This window comes from Burkholderia sp. BCC0397 (assembly GCF_902832865.1).
In the GTDB taxonomy this organism is placed as follows: Bacteria; Pseudomonadota; Gammaproteobacteria; order Burkholderiales; family Burkholderiaceae; genus Burkholderia.
The window spans coordinates 167,592-183,419 of the sequence record NZ_CADFDL010000013.1 but is presented as its reverse complement, the minus strand read 5'-3'; the positions used below and the strand labels follow the sequence as shown (position 1 = coordinate 183,419).

The following is a 15,828-nucleotide window of genomic DNA, read 5'->3' as shown; positions in this document are numbered from 1 at the left end:
TGAGAAAAGCGGCGCTCGGATGGCGGCGGCGCGCGCGATCAACCGAAAGTGAATGCATACGCATCGACACCCGGATCGAGGAACTCGATCGCGAACGTGCGATCCGCGATCGCGCCGGGCTGCCGGACGAGCTGGTACAGGCGCTGGCCGTTGACGGTGCCGTAGCCCTGCGCATCGACATCCGTGCCATGCGCGGCCCCGGGCGCCGCGCCGTCGAGCGTCACGCGAAAGCGCACGGGCCGGCCGTTCGTGCCGGGGCCGAGCACCAGGTGCAGGTCGCGTGCATGGAAGCGGTAGACGATCCGGCCATCCGGCGCGGCGAGCGCTGCGCGCTCGGCGCCGACGTTCCACGTGCCGGCAAGGCCCCAGTCGTTGAGATCCGGGTGGGCCGGCCCGTCGTAGCGGTGCACCGCATCGCGCACGACGCCGCCCGGCGACGCGAAGCTTTCCGCGCGCGCATAGCCGACATAGGTTTCGGGCGAACGGACGTCCGCGCTGTCGGCCGCCGCGAGCGCACCTTGAGCGGGCGCGCCGGCGAGCCCGAGCGGCACGTTCAGCGCATCCGGATGGCCGGCTTCGGCGAGCAGCGACTGGATCGCGCGTTCCGATTGCGCGTATTCGCCTTCGCCGAAGTGGTGATGGCGGATCCGCCCTTGCGCGTCGATGAAGTAATGCGCGGGCCAGTATTCGTTGTTGAACGCGCGCCAGATCGAATAGCCGTTGTCGATCGCGACCGGGAAGTCGATGCCGAGGTCGTGCACGGCTTTCTTCACGTTGCCGATGTCGCGCTCGAACGCGAACTCCGGCGCGTGCACGCCGATCACGACGAGCCCGTACGGCGCGTACTTGCGTGCCCAGGCGGTCGTGTACGGCAGCGTGCGCAGGCAGTTGATGCATGAATACGTCCAGAAATCGACCAGCACGACCTTGCCGCGCAGCCCGGCCGCCGTCAGCGGCGGCGAATTCAGCCACTGCACCGCGCCGTCGAGCGACGGCAGCGTGCCTTCGACCGGCAGCGCGGACGGCGTCGCGCCGGCCGCACGCATCATCGCGCCGCCGGCCATCGCACCGCCGCCGGCCTGCGCGCCATCGGCCGCGGCGGCCATCATCGCGCTGCCCGTCGCGTTGTCGGTGGCACCGGTTGCGGCCGTCGCTGCCGGCGCGCCGTTCGAGCGGCCGCCGAGGCGGTCGACGAGCTTCGTTTCGAGCCCGCCCGTGGTGACGGTCGACAGTTGCGCGAGGGCGCCCGTGTCGAGGCCGAGCGCGATCGCGCCGACACCGGCCAGGAGCGCCGCGCCGATCCCGCGCCGGATCCATTCGCCGGCGCCGAGCGAGCGCTTCATCGCGGCGAACACCTTGCCGCCGATCACGAGCGCGACGCCGAGCGAGGTCGCCGCGCCGGCCGCATACGCGACGAGCAGCAGCGTCGTGCCGACGCTCGCGCCGCGCAGCGCGGCGCCGGTCAGCACGAGGCCGAGGATCGGGCCCGCACACGGCGCCCACAGCAGGCCCGTCGCGACGCCGAGCAGCAGCGACGACGCCGGGCCGGCCGGGCGGCCGTCGCGTTGCGCGAACCCGGTGAGCCGGTTGCCGGCGGCGACGAGCGGGCGCGTCAGGTGTTCCGCGAAGCGCGGCATCAGCAGCGTCAGGCCGAACACCGCGAGCAGCACGATCGCGATCCAGCGGCCGGCCTGGTTGGCCTGCGCGACCCAGCCGCCGCCGACGGCGGCGAGCGTCGCGACGACGGCGAACGTGAGCGCCATGCCGGCGAGCAGCGGCAGGCCGGTGCGCACGAACGGCTGGTCGGCGCGCGCGAACACGAACGGCAGCACGGGCAGGATGCACGGGCTCAGGATCGTGAGCACGCCGCCGAGATAGGCAAGGACGATGAGCAGCATGGTGCGTTCTCCAGTCGGACGGGAGTGGGGCCGGATCAGGCGGCGGCCGGGTGGAAGGCGAGCGCGAGACCGTTCATGCAGTAGCGCAGGCCGGTCGGCGCCGGGCCGTCGTCGAACACGTGGCCGAGATGGCCGCCGCAGCGGCGGCAGTGCACTTCGGTGCGGACCATCCCGAACGACGCGTCGGTGTCGGTGCCGACCGCGTGGTCGAGCGGTTTCCAGAAGCTCGGCCAGCCCGTATGGCTGTCGAACTTGGTGGCCGACGAGAACAGCGCGAGGTCGCAGCCGGCGCACGCGAACGTGCCGTGCCGGTGCTCGTCGTTCAGCGGGCTGCTGAACGGCCGCTCGGTGCCGGCTTCGCGCAGTACCGTGTATTGGGCGGGCGTGAGCCGGCGATGCCATTCGGCGTCGCTGAGCGTGATCTCGAAAGGAGCGGCTTTGGGTGAGCCGGCGGGCGGCGCGGCGAACGCGCGGCCGACCAGCGCGCGGCGGCCGGCGGACGACAGCGCCGCGAGCGCGGCGAGGCCGGTGGCGCCGGCGAACAGCAGGTGTCTGCGGGTGGGCATGATGGGCTCCTGGAAGCAGGTCCTGAAAACATGCGCCCATCGTAGGCAGCGGCCGGTGTCGAAGTCCTCACGGAAAGTTAAATGAATCGTGATGATTGGCCGCGGGTGGCGGGAATGTATGCCCGAATCCGGCCGGGCACCGGCGACAACGGTCGCGAGGGGGAGGGGAGCGCGCATGCCAGCGCGCCGTCGATTTCACGCATCCGGCAGGGCTGGCGCGTTCGGCGCTGCCGCCGGTACGGGCGACCACGCCGGAACGAAGCCGCGATCCGTCGAATTGCGCGGCGTGATCGCTGTCGTACAGCGGAACACACGAGGTCATGGCAGGTATTCCGTCAAGTCGGGTTGTCGTTCGACGGGGTATGGCAGAAAAACGTGAGCGGCCCGGCCATTACCGGAAGGGCACTCGGCGCGCGACGACTGCGGCCAGCAGCGGCGCGGCCGCGAATAATGCGAACAGCCATGCGGCCGCGTGCTGCGCGCCGGCGAGTCCTCCGGGCGTCGAGAAACCGGCAAGATTGGCGACGAGACCGCCGAGTGCTGCGCCGATCGCGGTCGCATAGAGTTGGACGGTCGTGATCGATGTCGACGCGAGATCTTCCTGCCCGACCGGCGCATGGTTCAGAACCTGTGTGAGCAGGTGCGGCCACCCCATGCCGATGCCGGCGCCGACCGCCACGAGCGCCGCGCACAGGGCTGCCACGCCGGTCCCGGCTTCGGACGCGTGCTGCGACGGCGCGATGAACGCCAGTGCGGCGAGCGCCAACGTCACGACCAGCGGGCCGCCGCGCACGAGCGCCTGCGCGGCGCGCGGGCCGCGCCCGGAGCTGAAGAGCGAGCCGACCGTCCAGCCCGCGGCCATCAGCGCGGTCAGGTAGCCGGCGATCAGCGGCGGGTAGCCGTGAATGACCTGCAGAAAATACGGAACGAAGACCTCCGTCGTGATCCCGATCACGAGCAGGCTCATGCACGCGTAAATCGCGCCGAGCGGCGCACGCAGGCTGTACGCACCGACCGGCAGCAACCGGATCGTCGCGCTGCGCTCGAGGCGTGCGATCAGCGCCGCGATCGCCAAGCCGGCGGCGACGCCCGCGAGGTTCGCGGCTCGCGCTGTCGACAGGCTGGCCACGGACACGACGAGCACGGAGACGGCAAGCAGCAGAACCCGGCCGAGCGCGGGCGACGATGCGTGCCGGCCGGACACCTCGCGCGCGGGCAGCCTGACGATCACGATCAACGCGAGCACGGCGGCGATGGGCAGCAATGCGACGAACGCGAGCCGCCACGTACCCGACTCCGCGAAGATCCCGCCGATTGCCGGCCCGCAGAGCGTGGCGACGCCCCACATGCCGGACACCATCGCCATCGCGCGCGGCCACAGGCGCGGGTCGAACACGACACGGATCAACGCATAGCTGAGCGCGAACAGGATGCCTCCGCCAAACCCCTGAGCCGTCCGGCCGACGAGCATCCACGGCATGGTCGGCGCGCTCGCGCATGCGAGCGTGCCGCCGCAAAACACGACGAGTGCAACGAGATAGGCGGCGCGCGGCCCGAAGCGGCCGAGCACGTTGGCGGACAGCGGGGCACCGACGATCGATGCGGCCATGAACAGTGTCGTGTTCCACGCGTAGTACTCGAGCCCGCCGATGTCTCGAACGACCGACGGCAGGATCGTCGTCGCGATGTAGATGTTGATCGCATGCAGTGCGACACCACCGGCCAGTGCCAGCGATCGCATTCCGTTCGCGCCGGACAAGAGCGCATGCCAGCCGACGTTGGTGTCGTGTGCCGCTGCGTTGACGTCCGGCCTGGCGGCGGCTGATGCAGGTTGCGCGTGCGTTGCGTCGTCGATATCCATGTTTTCTCCGATTCGTGATCGCGCGTCATGCGGCGACCCGATGCTTGAAAAGGCCATCGCTATCCGTTATAAAACCTCAACCAATGTTGAGGTCAACAGCGGGGGAACATGAAAATTGATGTGCAGGTACCGTTGTCCGTCGGCGAGGTCGCGCAACGCAGCGGCGTTGCCGTGTCGTCGATCCACTTCTACGAAGCGAAGGGATTGATCCACGGCTGGCGTAGCGACGGCAACCAGCGCCGTTACGCGCGCGACGTGCTGCGACGGGTCGCGATCATCAAGGTCGCGCAGCGCGCGGGTATTCCGCTCGACACGATCAAGGCCGCGCTGGACGAGCTGCCGTCCGGCAAGGCGCCGAGTGCGGCCGACTGGCGGCGGCTGTCGACGGGATGGCGCGACCTGCTGAACGAACGGATACGGAAGCTCACGCAGTTGCGGGATCAGATGGATGGGTGCATCGGTTGCGGATGCCTGTCGATGAAGGATTGTCCGCTGCGAAACCCGGGCGACGCGTTGAGCGAGCGCGGACAGGGGGCGGTGCTGCTCGAGGGTGAACCTGTCCGCAAGTCGAGGTCGAAGCCGGGTTCATGACGACGGTGATGTGGCTGTGATCCGCATGTGGGCGGTTGGCCGCGGCTGTCGGCGGAGGGCTCGACGACAGCCGCCGGGATCACGGACGAGATGCGAGCTTCGGTGTCGGCGGCGCGTTTTCGCGGATACCGCGGACATCGGGCATGACCGCGCGCCCTTCGATCGCCGGGACACTGTCCCGAACACCGCGTCATCCCGCCTCGTCCGATAGTGCGCCAGGCGCTTCGCCTTGACCGCCGCGCTCCGCCGTCGACCCATGGCCCCGGCGCGGCGCGATGTCGGCCCCGAGCGCGTTGAGAATCGATCGACCCTTCTTCGTCAGGTACGCGCGTCGGCGGCCGGGGGTGCCGTGTTCGAGCATGACGAGTTGTCGTTCGAGCAACGCATCGAGTTCGGCGCGATTCATGTCGAGCTGATCCGGCGCCTGGCACACCAGCATCAGGGTCGCGAATTCGTGCGGGCTCAGCATGGCCGCCTCCCGTCGCGCACGGAACCGCCGCCGGCAGGCGTGACGCAGAAAAACGAAATAGGGTGCAGCACGCGTCCAAGCGTGGCGACTCGACGGCGCGGCAGCTTCGATCGGCCCATCGCGGCGGGTGGGTCCGCGCGGCGCAACGCGAATGGCTTGCGCGCAGCGCGTCGCCGAGCGCCGATCGGCGCGAAGCGAACGTTGCCGTTGCGCGCGACCCGCAGGCCGGCCGGCAGACCCGCGATGACGCGGGCGACGCGGACGACGCGTCGTGGTCGGTGGCCGACCTCCGTCGGCCGATCGAAGGTGAAGAAAGGATCGGTCATGATTCGCTCCCGGTTGGACCTCGCACGGAGGACGAACCGGACCACGCGCTCCAGTTCGTCGATCCGCGAGAGGCCTCGCTGACAAACAAATCGAAACACGCAGCGCGTAAGCCGCGGCTGCTTGAGCGATACCAAAATAGGATGGGAAGCGCGGATTTCAAGCGCCGTCCCGAGACGCTTCGCGCGACCCGGAGCGGCGACCGTCGAGGCCGTGCCGTCGCCCGTCACGGGATCATCGCGAGACAAGCGCCGGCCGGACGAACACGGTTTCCGGCCGGAAACATTTTGTTACAAACACGCTTTTCCCGCCCTCTTGAAGCGCGCTTCCCGCGCCACTATTTCGCTTTTCGCCATTCGATGGCACGCCGGCGCATCGCAGCCTTTGCGCGTGCATGCGCCGACGGATTCCCTTTTCCAGGTGATCTCATCGCTCAGGAAATGAAAATGCAGATTCGTCCCCTCTACGAGCGGGTTATCGTCAAGCGAATCGAACAGCAGCGGACGACAGCCTCCGGCATCGTGATTCCCGATTCGGCCGCCGAACGGCCCGAGCAGGGTGAAGTGATTGCGGTCGGCGGCGGCCGGCTGCTCCAGGACGGCTCGCAGCGCCCGCTGCAGCTCCAGGTCGGCGACCAGGTTCTCTTCGGCAAATATGCAGGCCAGACCGTGAAGGTGAACGGCGAGGAACTGCTCGTGATGCGCGAAGAGGACGTCATGGGCGTACTCGAACCCGAATCGCCGGCCGCCAGGAAAGCGGCCTGAATGCCGATTCGACCGCGTCGCACGGGTGGCTGCCCGATGCGCGCGGCATCCCGTTCAACGACTGTATCCGGAGCAAGAAAATGACCGTAAAAGACGTGAAATTCCGCGATGGCGCCCGCCAGCAGATCGTCAAGGGCGTGAACGTGCTGGCCGACGCGGTGAAGGTGACGCTCGGCCCGAAAGGCCGCAACGTCGTGATCGAGCGCGGCTTCGGCGCGCCCGTGATCACGAAGGACGGCGTGTCGGTCGCGAAGGAAATCGAGCTGAAGGACCGCTTCGAGAACATGGGCGCGCAGATCGTCAAGCAGGTCGCATCCAGGACGGCCGACGTGGCCGGCGACGGGACGACCACCGCCACCGTGCTCGCGCAGGCGATCGTGCAGGAAGGCATGAAGCACGTCGCGGCCGGCATGAACCCGATGGACCTGAAGCGCGGCATCGACAAGGCCGTCGGCGCGGTGCTCGACGAACTGCGCAAGCTGTCCCGACCGATTTCGACCCACAAGGAAATCGCGCAGGTCGGCGCGATTTCCGCGAACTCGGACGACGCGATCGGCAAGATCATTGCCGATGCGATGGAGAAGGTCGGCAAGGACGGCGTGATCACGGTCGAGGACGGCAAGTCGCTGGAGAACGAACTCGACGTGGTCGAAGGCATGCAGTTCGATCGCGGTTACGTGAGCCCGTATTTCATCAACGATCCGGCGAAGCAGGCGGCTTATCTCGACGATGCGCTGATCCTGCTGCACGACAAGAAGATCTCCAGTGTCCGCGATCTCCTGCCGATCCTCGAAGCGGCGTCCAAGGCCGGCAAGCCGCTGCTGATCGTCGCCGAGGATGTCGAGGCCGAAGCGCTCGCGACACTCGTCGTGAATTCGATGCGCGGCATCCTGAAGGTCGCCGCCGTCAAGGCGCCGGGTTTCGGCGACCGGCGCAAGGCCATGCTGGAGGATCTCGCGATCCTGACCGGTGCGACGGTCATCTCGGAGGAAACCGGCAAGCAGCTCGACAAGGCCACGCTCGATGAGCTTGGCAGTGCGAAGCGTGTCGAGGTGCGCAAGGACGATACGATCATCATCGACGGCGCGGGCGATGCGGCGCGCATCGCTGCGCGCGTGAAGTCGATTCGCGTGCAGATCGACGAAGCGACGAGCGACTACGATCGCGAGAAGCTGCAGGAGCGCGTCGCGAAGCTCGCGGGCGGCGTGGCGGTGATCAAGGTCGGCGCGGTCACCGAAGTGGAAATGAAGGAGAAGAAGGACCGCGTCGACGATGCGCTGCATGCGACGCGCGCCGCGGTCGAGGAGGGCATCGTGCCGGGCGGCGGCGTCGCGCTGCTGCGTGCGCGCGCGGCGCTGTCGGACATCCGGGGCGCGAATGCGGACCAGGACGCCGGCATCCGGATCGTGTTGCGCGCGCTCGAGGCGCCGCTGCGCGTGATCGCGGCCAACGCGGGCGACGAACCATCGGTCGTGGTCTCGAAGGTGCTCGAGGGCAAAGGGAACTTCGGCTACAACGCGGCGACCGGCGAGTACGGCGACCTGGTGGACGCAGGCGTGGTCGACCCGACCAAGGTCACGCGTACCGCGCTGCAGAATGCCGCGTCGATCGCGAGCCTGGTGCTGACGACCGATGCGACTGTCGCGCAAGCACCGAAAGAGGACAGCGCCGAGCCGGCCCCGGCGCCCGAACTCGGCTACTGACCTGCGTCGCAGGCTCGCCTGCGATCGTCGAATAGCCGCTGGCCGGAGCGGCTTTGCCCGGCGCGCGCGACAGCGGGGGCGCGCCGCGCCGCTTTTTCATGTTTGCGAGACTAACCATGAAGCTCGAACTTTCGATCGATTCCAGGCCGCTGCACGTCGAACTCGACGACGTCATCGCCGGCCTGCTCGCTGCGCGGCTCGGCCTGCCGCCCGATGGCGACCATCGCGGCGCGATCGGCCGCTACCTCGGCGACGCGGCGGGGCCGTGGACGCTGGATGACGACCACATGCGCAAGCGCGTGATGCGCCGCCTGATTCTCGACATCGCCGATCCGACGCTGGTCATTCAGTACCTGATGGCAGACCAGACCGAGTCCGGAGAAGCAGGCGCGTGATGCATCGCCGGCGCGTCGGATCCTGGTCGCGCGCCCGTCGAACTCCCGTTCAGGCGCCGTCCGGCTTGCCAGCTTGCGGCCCTGGGGGCCGGCTGGCCCGTGCCGAGTTCGGCACCGGTCACCGGGTCGCTGAGCACCTGTGTCACGTGGCTGTCGTTGCCCGCGCCGTGCAGCTTGCGATACAGCTCGGCCTGTTCGTCGACCGCTTCGGCCAGTTGGCGCGAGCGCGCGTCGCGTGACCTGCGATCCTCGTCGCCGGATTTTCAAGCGGTTGCCATGTCAACAACCTGCCAGGCCGTGCCACGCCGGCATGAATGCGGCGCGGCGCGGCGCGGCATGTCGACGGTGCGCGGGACCGATCGCATCGGCGATGCATGATGCCGGGTTCGCAAAGGAGTACAGAGGGCGACGCTCGACAGGAACGCGGTGCCTCCGCATTGCCGGTGAGCCGGACGACTGCAGGCGCGCGGGCCGAGCGGCGCCCGCGGGCATGCCGGTTCATCGCGCTTTCAGCATTTCGTCGGCGAGCCGATAGGCGCTGACTGCGCGCTTCGATTCGTAGTCGGCGATCGTGGACACGTTGCGACCGGCGTCACGCGACAGCAAACCTTGCAGCGCGGCGGCGGCGAAGAAATCGCGAAGATCCGGGGCGGTGGATTGCGTCTCGGGCGGCGCGGCTTCGACGAGCGGATCCGGCTTCCAGAAGACGGGCGACAGCGGCGATGCTTTGGGTAAGGCGGCTGTCTGCTTGATGCTCACATTCTGGGAAAACGGTGTCATTTCTTCCCCTTCGATCAGGTATCAATTGGCGAAGCAGTGGAACGTCCCCGACTGAATGAGCGAGCATCGTGTCGTTATTTTTTGAGCGGTACTAACGATTGATCGACGCGAATATTCGCCGGTAATACGAAATCCGTCAAAGAAAATAAATTGGCTCCACCTCGCGGTCGAACGAGCAGGATTCGTTCCCGCTCGCGGTAGGGGCGAAGCGGCGTTTTCGCGAGCCGGAGTCGATGGTATGTCGGCGCGAATGACGTCCCGGTGACATGCCGTGGGGTCATCGTTGATCCCGACTTTCTCACGCCGACGGCGGTCGATATGGTGTGATTTATCCCGGCACGAACACGCCCATCGCGGCGATCGCCATCGCGAGCGTCGCGATCCATCCTCCCCACGCAAGCGCGCCCTTGACGGCAAACTCGCCCATGACCCGCTTGCTTCTCGCCATCAGCATCATCACGACCATGATCGGAACGGCGCTCACGCCGTTGATGACGGCGCTCCAGTAAAGTGCGCGGATCGGGTCGAAGTGCATGAACGTGAACGCGATTCCGCCGACGGTCGCCAATACGATCACCGCATAGAATGCGGGCGCGACGCCCAACTGCAGCGCGAGACTGTTGCGCCAGCGGAAGGTGCCGGCCGCCGCATAGGCGGCCGATCCCGCGAGCACCGGCAGCGCCAGCAGGCCGGTGCCGACGATGCCGAGCGCGAACAGCACGTACGCGAAGTGACCGGCAAGCGGCTCGAGCGCCCGCGCGGCGTCCGCCGACGTCTTGATGTCGATGTGATGCGCGTTGAGCGTGGCCGCTGCCGTCAGCACGATGAAGAATGCAATCACGTTCGATACGCCCATGCCGAACCACGTATCGAAGCTGATCCGGCGCAACTGCGCGGGTGCCTGGCGCGGCATGCGCCGCAGCGGCCGCTGGTTCGGCACGGCGCACAACTCCTCGACTTCCTGGGACGCCTGCCAGAAAAACAGATACAGGCTGATGGTCGTGCCGAGCACGGCGACGACCGTGGTCAGATAAGCGGCGCTCAGTTGCGCATGCGGCTGCACGATCGCGCGACCGACCTCGGCCCAGCTGACGGGCACGATGAGGGCGACCGCAACATAGGCCAGCAGCGTCAGCGCCGTCCATTTGAGCAATCGCGAGTAGCGGTCGTACGGCACGAAAACCTGCAGCACGACCGACACGCCGCCGAGGCACACGATGTAGAGCTGTTGCGGGCCGGGCAGCAACAAATTGACGGCCGCGCCCATGGCCGACAAGTCGGCCGCGATGTTGATCACGTTGGCCGTGATCAGCAGCACGACCGTCCCGTACAGCAGCCATGGCGGGTAGTGCGTGCGTATGTTGGACGCGAGACCCTTGCCCGTCACGCGACCGATGCGCGCGCTGACCAGCTGGATGGCCGTCATCAGCGGGTACGTCAACAGCAGCGCCCACAGCAGTTCGAAGCCGAATTGCGCGCCCGCCTGCGAGTACGTGCCGATGCCGGAAGGATCGTCGTCGGCGGCGCCGGTGATCAGGCCGGGGCCCAGGCGGCGGACCCACGTGACCGCGTTCGGGTCCGGTTCCGTCGGCTCGGGCTGGAGATAATCGTTGTCGTTCATGATGGCGGGCCTCCCGGAGAGTGCAGCAGGCGCAATTGCCGTGCCCACCCGGATGGCTTCCCGCACCGGCGGTTCAGGCGGGCATCACGGCCCGTTCGGCGTCGCCATGTCGCCCGCGTCGACTTTGATCGCGTGTTCCTTCGACACCAGCCGGGCCCCGGCCATGCTCCCGCTGCCGATGCGCAACGTCAGGAGCGCCGGTTCGTTTGCATCGAATCCCGATACATAGTCCAGACCATGCAGCCCCGCGCGATCATGGAACGGAATGAACCAGGAGGAGCAGAACGCCGACGTGGGGATCGGGCAGCGGGCGTGGAGGTCGAGCCGCCGGGCAGAGAACGGATAGTCGTCGAGATCGGTTGCACCCACATCGAATCGCTTCCGGAGGGTGACCGGCGTGACGGCGTACCGAGGGTAGACGTGGTCGGCCCACAGCGCATTGTCGAGCGACGCCAGATCTTCAGTTGTGAACGCAACGATCGTGAGGCCGTTCCGATCCCGATGCTGGATTTCATACCGGCTGACATCCACCGACTTGCAGCCGGCACATGCGATTGCCGCACCCAGCGCGAAACCGATCGAACGCATTCGGTCGTGCATGCCGTTCTCCCCGGCGCCCTCCGGCCTCGGTTTGCTTGCAATACGACGGCGGCGCGACGTGCGTTACGTCGGGCTACCCGTACCGTCGGCGGGCGAGGCCGTCGCGTGCATCGCCTGTTCGAGAAGGGCGTGCGCGGCTTGCCACGCGCGCGCGGCAGCCGCGGAGTCGTTGAACGCCCGCGCTTCGACCGTGGCGCCGTCCAGCAGCATCATGAAGACGGTCGCCAGCCGGTTTGCGGTTTCGGCCGGCACGAGGGCTTCGATCAGTTCGGCGATCCATTCGACCATTTTGCGGCGATAGCGGATCGCGACATTCGAGATCGGCGCATAAGCGGTGCCGAATTCGGCCAGCGCACGCTCGAACAGGCAGCCGGCAAATTCGGGCGTCCTGAACCATGCTGCGTACCAGTCGAAGATGGTCTTGATGCGCTCGACCGGATCGACGACGTGCTGCAACTGCGCGTCGATGCTGCCGACGATCAGGTCGTAGCGCTGGACCAGCACTTCGCGGATCAGCTCATCCTTGCTCGCGAAATGCCGGTACAGCGTCATTCGGGCGACACCGGAATCGTCGATGATCCAGTCCACGCCCACCGGGTGGAATCCGTGCCTGGAGAACAGTTCGGTCGCTTTGTCTACCACCAGCTGGCGTTTGTTGGCTCGCACGAACAGCTTCCTCCTCGATATTTCAGCAGCATAGACCGATTATTCTAGCATCAGGCTGCTCGGTGAAATCGACCTCCCGCCCCCAATCCGTGGCCCTTCCGCCCGGAAATCCCCCTCCTGCACCGGTTATCAAGTTATCTTGACTATTGGATAGACCGATATGTATCATTTGAAACTAGTAAGCAGCGGTTGGTATTGCGTGGATTAAAGAGGTGGAACAGGGGCAGTATCCCGCATTCCGCTTTCCGCCGCATCGGACGCTGCAACGATGTTTCAAGCCGACAAGAGAACCTGAGAGAGCCTTGGCATGCGGGCCCGCGGACGATGTTCGCTGCGCCTCGCGCCAGCCGGGGGCATGCTCGCGGGCGAGCGCGCGAAGCAATACGGCGCCAATGAAACGTGAGGACAGTACCCATGTATCGCCGTTTACTCGCACCGGGGCTGCTGTTGCTGTTGGCCGCGTGCGCGCAGGATCCGTCGATTACCGCCAGCACGGTACGGATCTGCGACGACACAGGTTGTTCCGATCGCCCTAAAGATCAGGTCTCCTATCAAAAAAGGGACGATGCGGAAGACCGGGACGATCCGCGCATCGCCGCGCTCAAGCAAACCGCGAAGACCCAGCCGAAGGCCGCGTACGACCTCGGCCTGCGTTATTTCCGCGGCGACGGCGTGCGCCAGGACAGCTACCAGGCCCTCAAGTGGATGCGCGAGGCCGCCGAGCGCGGCGACCTGAACGCGCAGAAGGCGCTCGGCAGTTTCTACTTGTTCGGCCTCGAGGAAATGGGCTCGGATTCGCGCGAAGCGGAGAAGTGGCTGTCGATCGCGGCCGGCCGCGGCGACAAGGAATCGAAAAAGCTGCTCGAACTCGCGCGCAAGGCGAAGAAAGAAGACGAAGAAGACTGGAAATGGCGCACGCAATGGCGTGACACCTATTACGGCTACTGGTACTCGGGCTATCCGTACTACGGCGTCTGGCAGCAGACGTACTGGTACTACTGACCGGGCATCGAGCAACGGGGGCAGCCGCGGGGAGACCACCATCGCGCGCCACGCCGGGGGGCTTATCGAAGTTCGCACGGACACATAAGCCGAACAACGACTCTAATCGATCGACAACGACATGAAGACCAACCTTTCCCAACGTCTCATTCAAGGTGCGCTGGTTGCAGCGCTTGGCGCGTCCGTCGCGGGGTGCGGCGGCGTGGTGACGCCCGGCGGGCAGAACGCCGGCGTGACGGGCGCGGCGGCCGGCGGCGCGAGCGCCGGCGCCGATTCGCAACTGCAGCGCTGCACGTCGCCGCTGGGCACGATCGCGGTCGATGACGGCCGCAACGCCGACTGGTGGGGCCCGTTCGGCAGCGCGACCAAGATGACGACGATCGACCCACTGCTGCGCCTGGCGGTGCAGCAGTCGAACTGCTTCGTGATCACGTCGATCGGCAACCAGAAGAGCGACGCGCGCCTGTCGCGCATCACGCAGTTGCAGCGCAACTCGGGCGAATACCGGGCGGGCTCGAAGCAGCAGAAGGGCCAGCGTGTCGCGGCCGACTACTACATGGAGCCGCAGATCGTGATCAACGATTCGCCGATCGGCGGGATCGGCAGCATGATCGGCGGGCTGATCGGCAACAGCGCGGTGGCGGCGGTGGCGGGCCACCTGCAGACGAAGGCGTCGGTCGTGACGCTGACGCTGTTCGACGTGCGCTCGGCAGTGCAGATCGCGGCGTCGGAAGGCAGCTCGACGGCGACCAACTACGGCGCGGCGCTGGGCGGCTTCGGCGGTGGCGTGGGCGGCGCGCTCGCGGGCTTCTCGGCGACACCGGAAGGCAAGGCGACGGTCGTCGCGTTCATCGATGCGTACAACAAGATGGTCGTCGCGCTGCGCAGCTACAAGGCGCAGGACGTGAAGGGCGGGCTGGGCCGCGGTGGCCAGCTGCAGGTCAACTGACGTCGCCGGGCCGGCGGGGGCCGCCGGCCGATTGCTGCTTCCTGAGTCTTGATTCCTGATTCGTGATGGTCGGTGCGTGCGGCGTGATCCGCGCGTACCGGCTGCGTTCGTCCTGTTCGTTTGAAAGGTGATCCCGATGAGAGCCGCTGCACTGATTGCATTGACCTGCCTCGCGCTGACCGCTTGCGGCGGTGGCGACGACAATTCCTCGCCCGCAGCGTCCGGCGGTTCGGGGACGACGAACAACGGCGGCAGCGGCGGCAGCGGCGGAAGCGGCGGGACGCCGACGGGCACACCCGACGGCAATTCGGGTTCACCGACCGCCTCGAACGTCGAGTGCGATCCGGTTTACCAGCAGGGCGATACCGTGCAACTGCACATGTATACGCAAGCGACGTCGCAGAGCCCGTCGGTCGACAACGGCGTGTACACGCGGACTTACGCGCCGGCGACGTTCGAGGGCATGGCGCTCACGCAGCAAGCCGAAACCATGACAGGCTCGCCGATCCAGACCAATCACTACTACCTCGTCGGCAACGGCGTGCGCACGAACTACGGCAGCGAGGTCTACAGCGGCGGCACGCTCGCGTTGCGGGACGTGAACTCGCCGCCCGATGTCGAGACGATCGGGCTCGCGGGAAGCGAGTCGGTGAATTACGTGGATACGCCCGTCTTTCCGTCAGGCGGCGCGCAAACGTCCGTCTCGATCCAGCGGACCTACGTCGCGCGCGAAACGGTCAGCCTTCGGAACGGCAAGGTCTTCGCGAACGCCTGCCACTATCACACCACGGAGACCGCCACCAACCCGGCGTTGACGAGCAAGACGATCGCGGACGACTGGCTCGCGCCGGGCGTCGGCCTGGTCAAGTCGGTCGCCGACGTGGGCGGCACGCAGATCATCACGCGCGAACTGGAATCGGCGACGGTGGGCGGAAAGTCGTACTAGAGGTCAACGCTAGACGCGCGCAGCGGATGGAGAGGTTGCGCCATCCCGTCGCGCCGTTCGCCGCGCAAGTCGAAGCCCGGCAACACGACGCACGTGGCGGAGATCGACATCCCGCTCGATCAGGACCGCGAACACACCGTGCCCGAGCCCTTCAAATGGAACGCAGGAACGCGGCGGACACACCCAACCGAAGGTCCGACGAGAGACCGCGCGATCGTGCGATTTCCTTCGTGAGCTGCATGACCGTGCGGCACGCCAGCGTCAGTTCGCCGTGAGGCGACATGGCGAGCGCAATGAAGCGCGGCACGGACGGATCGACCACCATCGACGCTTGCAAGCGGCTTTCCCGTTCCAGATTGGCAATCGCATAAGGGCGTCGCGTGGCGATGGGGCAGCGTTTTCGTGGCGCGACGGCATCACCGCATGGCGGCGCTCCCAACGCAGCTTGAGTTCCGCTGGCCGCGCTTCATCGTCGACGCCCGCGTCAGGAGGATGCAGGCGCTTGGGTGAGTGACACGCGACCGCCCGAGGGCGCGCACGTGGATGCCCGCCCCGCAAATTCCGGCCGCACCCTCCACCGCCCCCGCAGCGGTAAATCCTTCCCTGAACGGCAAGTCGCGTTTATGATCCGCCGCTGCAAGCGGTAGTCGTCCGAATCGTCTGACGCGTCACACGACTGGTCCATGCCTTCGG

General features: G+C 67.0%; 16 protein-coding genes. 7 read left to right on the top strand and 9 right to left on the bottom strand.

Going from position 1 to position 15,828, the window contains the following annotated elements:
* Window positions 1-38 precede the first annotated feature (38 nt).
* The 3 genes from HWX03_RS29670 to HWX03_RS29660 all read right to left on the bottom strand — a co-directional run bounded on the left by HWX03_RS29670 (window position 39) and on the right by HWX03_RS29660 (window position 4,205).
* On the bottom strand, window positions 39-1,898 hold the full coding sequence (locus HWX03_RS29670) for a cytochrome c biogenesis protein DipZ (RefSeq protein WP_175873724.1): 1,860 nt from the start codon (window positions 1,896-1,898) through the stop codon (window positions 39-41).
* A 35-nt stretch (window positions 1,899-1,933) separates the two neighbouring features.
* On the bottom strand, window positions 1,934-2,464 hold the full coding sequence (gene msrB / locus HWX03_RS29665; protein ID WP_174434215.1) for a peptide-methionine (R)-S-oxide reductase MsrB: 531 nt from the start codon (window positions 2,462-2,464) through the stop codon (window positions 1,934-1,936).
* A 391-nt stretch (window positions 2,465-2,855) separates the two neighbouring features.
* The gene (locus HWX03_RS29660; RefSeq protein ID WP_244132818.1) at window positions 2,856-4,205 is read right to left on the bottom strand and encodes an MFS transporter; all 1,350 of its coding nucleotides are present in this window, start codon (window positions 4,203-4,205) and stop codon (window positions 2,856-2,858) included.
* Window positions 4,206-4,433: 228 nt separating this feature from the next.
* On the opposite strand from HWX03_RS29660, the gene soxR reads away from it, so the two are divergent.
* Window positions 4,434-4,916, top strand: coding sequence for a redox-sensitive transcriptional activator SoxR (gene soxR / locus HWX03_RS29655; protein ID WP_175824360.1), 483 nt, complete (start codon window positions 4,434-4,436; stop codon window positions 4,914-4,916).
* A gap of 190 nt (window positions 4,917-5,106) precedes the next feature.
* Here the strand turns inward: soxR and HWX03_RS29650 are convergent, their stop codons facing one another.
* Window positions 5,107-5,385 (bottom strand): hypothetical protein, encoded by a 279-nt coding sequence (locus HWX03_RS29650; protein WP_175873722.1) that lies wholly within the window; start codon window positions 5,383-5,385, stop codon window positions 5,107-5,109.
* Between the two features lie 770 nt (window positions 5,386-6,155).
* Here HWX03_RS29650 and HWX03_RS29645 point away from each other — a divergent pair.
* The 3 genes from HWX03_RS29645 to HWX03_RS29635 all read left to right on the top strand — a co-directional run bounded on the left by HWX03_RS29645 (window position 6,156) and on the right by HWX03_RS29635 (window position 8,571).
* Window positions 6,156-6,473, top strand: coding sequence for a co-chaperone GroES (locus tag HWX03_RS29645; RefSeq protein ID WP_175873747.1), 318 nt, complete (start codon window positions 6,156-6,158; stop codon window positions 6,471-6,473).
* Between the two features lie 80 nt (window positions 6,474-6,553).
* A complete protein-coding gene (gene groL / locus HWX03_RS29640; RefSeq protein WP_175873721.1) occupies window positions 6,554-8,176 on the top strand; it encodes a chaperonin GroEL in 1,623 nt (540 codons plus the stop codon).
* 116 nt (window positions 8,177-8,292) lie between these two features.
* On the top strand, window positions 8,293-8,571 hold the full coding sequence (locus tag HWX03_RS29635) for a hypothetical protein (RefSeq protein WP_175873720.1): 279 nt from the start codon (window positions 8,293-8,295) through the stop codon (window positions 8,569-8,571).
* A gap of 498 nt (window positions 8,572-9,069) precedes the next feature.
* Here HWX03_RS29635 and HWX03_RS29630 read toward each other — a convergent pair whose 3' ends face one another.
* The 4 genes from HWX03_RS29630 to HWX03_RS29615 all read right to left on the bottom strand — a co-directional run bounded on the left by HWX03_RS29630 (window position 9,070) and on the right by HWX03_RS29615 (window position 12,238).
* Window positions 9,070-9,351: a hypothetical protein gene (locus HWX03_RS29630; RefSeq protein ID WP_174391109.1), complete on the bottom strand. Its 282-nt coding sequence runs from the start codon at window positions 9,349-9,351 to the stop codon at window positions 9,070-9,072.
* A gap of 328 nt (window positions 9,352-9,679) precedes the next feature.
* Complete coding sequence (locus HWX03_RS29625; protein ID WP_175873719.1) at window positions 9,680-10,972, bottom strand: divalent metal cation transporter; 1,293 nt, start codon at window positions 10,970-10,972, stop codon at window positions 9,680-9,682.
* 84 nt (window positions 10,973-11,056) lie between these two features.
* On the bottom strand, window positions 11,057-11,572 hold the full coding sequence (locus HWX03_RS29620; protein WP_175873718.1) for a hypothetical protein: 516 nt from the start codon (window positions 11,570-11,572) through the stop codon (window positions 11,057-11,059).
* A gap of 63 nt (window positions 11,573-11,635) precedes the next feature.
* On the bottom strand, window positions 11,636-12,238 hold the full coding sequence (locus HWX03_RS29615; protein WP_175873717.1) for a TetR/AcrR family transcriptional regulator: 603 nt from the start codon (window positions 12,236-12,238) through the stop codon (window positions 11,636-11,638).
* A 414-nt stretch (window positions 12,239-12,652) separates the two neighbouring features.
* On the opposite strand from HWX03_RS29615, the gene HWX03_RS29610 reads away from it, so the two are divergent.
* The 3 genes from HWX03_RS29610 to HWX03_RS29600 all read left to right on the top strand — a co-directional run bounded on the left by HWX03_RS29610 (window position 12,653) and on the right by HWX03_RS29600 (window position 15,135).
* On the top strand, window positions 12,653-13,240 hold the full coding sequence (locus HWX03_RS29610; RefSeq protein ID WP_175873716.1) for a tetratricopeptide repeat protein: 588 nt from the start codon (window positions 12,653-12,655) through the stop codon (window positions 13,238-13,240).
* Between the two features lie 121 nt (window positions 13,241-13,361).
* Window positions 13,362-14,189, top strand: coding sequence for a hypothetical protein (locus HWX03_RS29605; protein ID WP_175873715.1), 828 nt, complete (start codon window positions 13,362-13,364; stop codon window positions 14,187-14,189).
* A 136-nt stretch (window positions 14,190-14,325) separates the two neighbouring features.
* Window positions 14,326-15,135, top strand: coding sequence for a hypothetical protein (locus HWX03_RS29600; protein WP_175873714.1), 810 nt, complete (start codon window positions 14,326-14,328; stop codon window positions 15,133-15,135).
* A gap of 151 nt (window positions 15,136-15,286) precedes the next feature.
* Here the strand turns inward: HWX03_RS29600 and HWX03_RS29595 are convergent, their stop codons facing one another.
* Entirely contained in the window at window positions 15,287-15,472 is a 186-nt protein-coding gene (locus HWX03_RS29595) for a hypothetical protein (RefSeq protein WP_244132817.1), read from the bottom strand.
* Window positions 15,473-15,828: the final 356 nt, after the last annotated feature.

Excerpts from the sequence above, each read along its gene's own strand:
- HWX03_RS29670 (WP_175873724.1), bottom strand. The coding sequence starts at position 1,898 with ATGCTGCTCATCGTCCTTGCCTATCTCGGCGGCGTGCTCACGATCCTG.
- msrB (WP_174434215.1), bottom strand. The coding sequence starts at position 2,464 with ATGCCCACCCGCAGACACCTGCTGTTCGCCGGCGCCACCGGCCTCGCC.
- HWX03_RS29660 (WP_244132818.1), bottom strand. The coding sequence starts at position 4,205 with ATGCGATCGCTGGCACTGGCCGGTGGTGTCGCACTGCATGCGATCAAC.
- soxR (WP_175824360.1), top strand. The coding sequence starts at position 4,434 with ATGAAAATTGATGTGCAGGTACCGTTGTCCGTCGGCGAGGTCGCGCAA.
- HWX03_RS29650 (WP_175873722.1), bottom strand. The coding sequence starts at position 5,385 with ATGCTGAGCCCGCACGAATTCGCGACCCTGATGCTGGTGTGCCAGGCG.
- HWX03_RS29645 (WP_175873747.1), top strand. The coding sequence starts at position 6,156 with ATGCAGATTCGTCCCCTCTACGAGCGGGTTATCGTCAAGCGAATCGAA.
- groL (WP_175873721.1), top strand. The coding sequence starts at position 6,554 with ATGACCGTAAAAGACGTGAAATTCCGCGATGGCGCCCGCCAGCAGATC.
- HWX03_RS29635 (WP_175873720.1), top strand. The coding sequence starts at position 8,293 with ATGAAGCTCGAACTTTCGATCGATTCCAGGCCGCTGCACGTCGAACTC.
- HWX03_RS29630 (WP_174391109.1), bottom strand. The coding sequence starts at position 9,351 with ATGACACCGTTTTCCCAGAATGTGAGCATCAAGCAGACAGCCGCCTTA.
- HWX03_RS29625 (WP_175873719.1), bottom strand. The coding sequence starts at position 10,972 with ATGAACGACAACGATTATCTCCAGCCCGAGCCGACGGAACCGGACCCG.
- HWX03_RS29620 (WP_175873718.1), bottom strand. The coding sequence starts at position 11,572 with ATGCACGACCGAATGCGTTCGATCGGTTTCGCGCTGGGTGCGGCAATC.
- HWX03_RS29610 (WP_175873716.1), top strand. The coding sequence starts at position 12,653 with ATGTATCGCCGTTTACTCGCACCGGGGCTGCTGTTGCTGTTGGCCGCG.
- HWX03_RS29605 (WP_175873715.1), top strand. The coding sequence starts at position 13,362 with ATGAAGACCAACCTTTCCCAACGTCTCATTCAAGGTGCGCTGGTTGCA.
- HWX03_RS29600 (WP_175873714.1), top strand. The coding sequence starts at position 14,326 with ATGAGAGCCGCTGCACTGATTGCATTGACCTGCCTCGCGCTGACCGCT.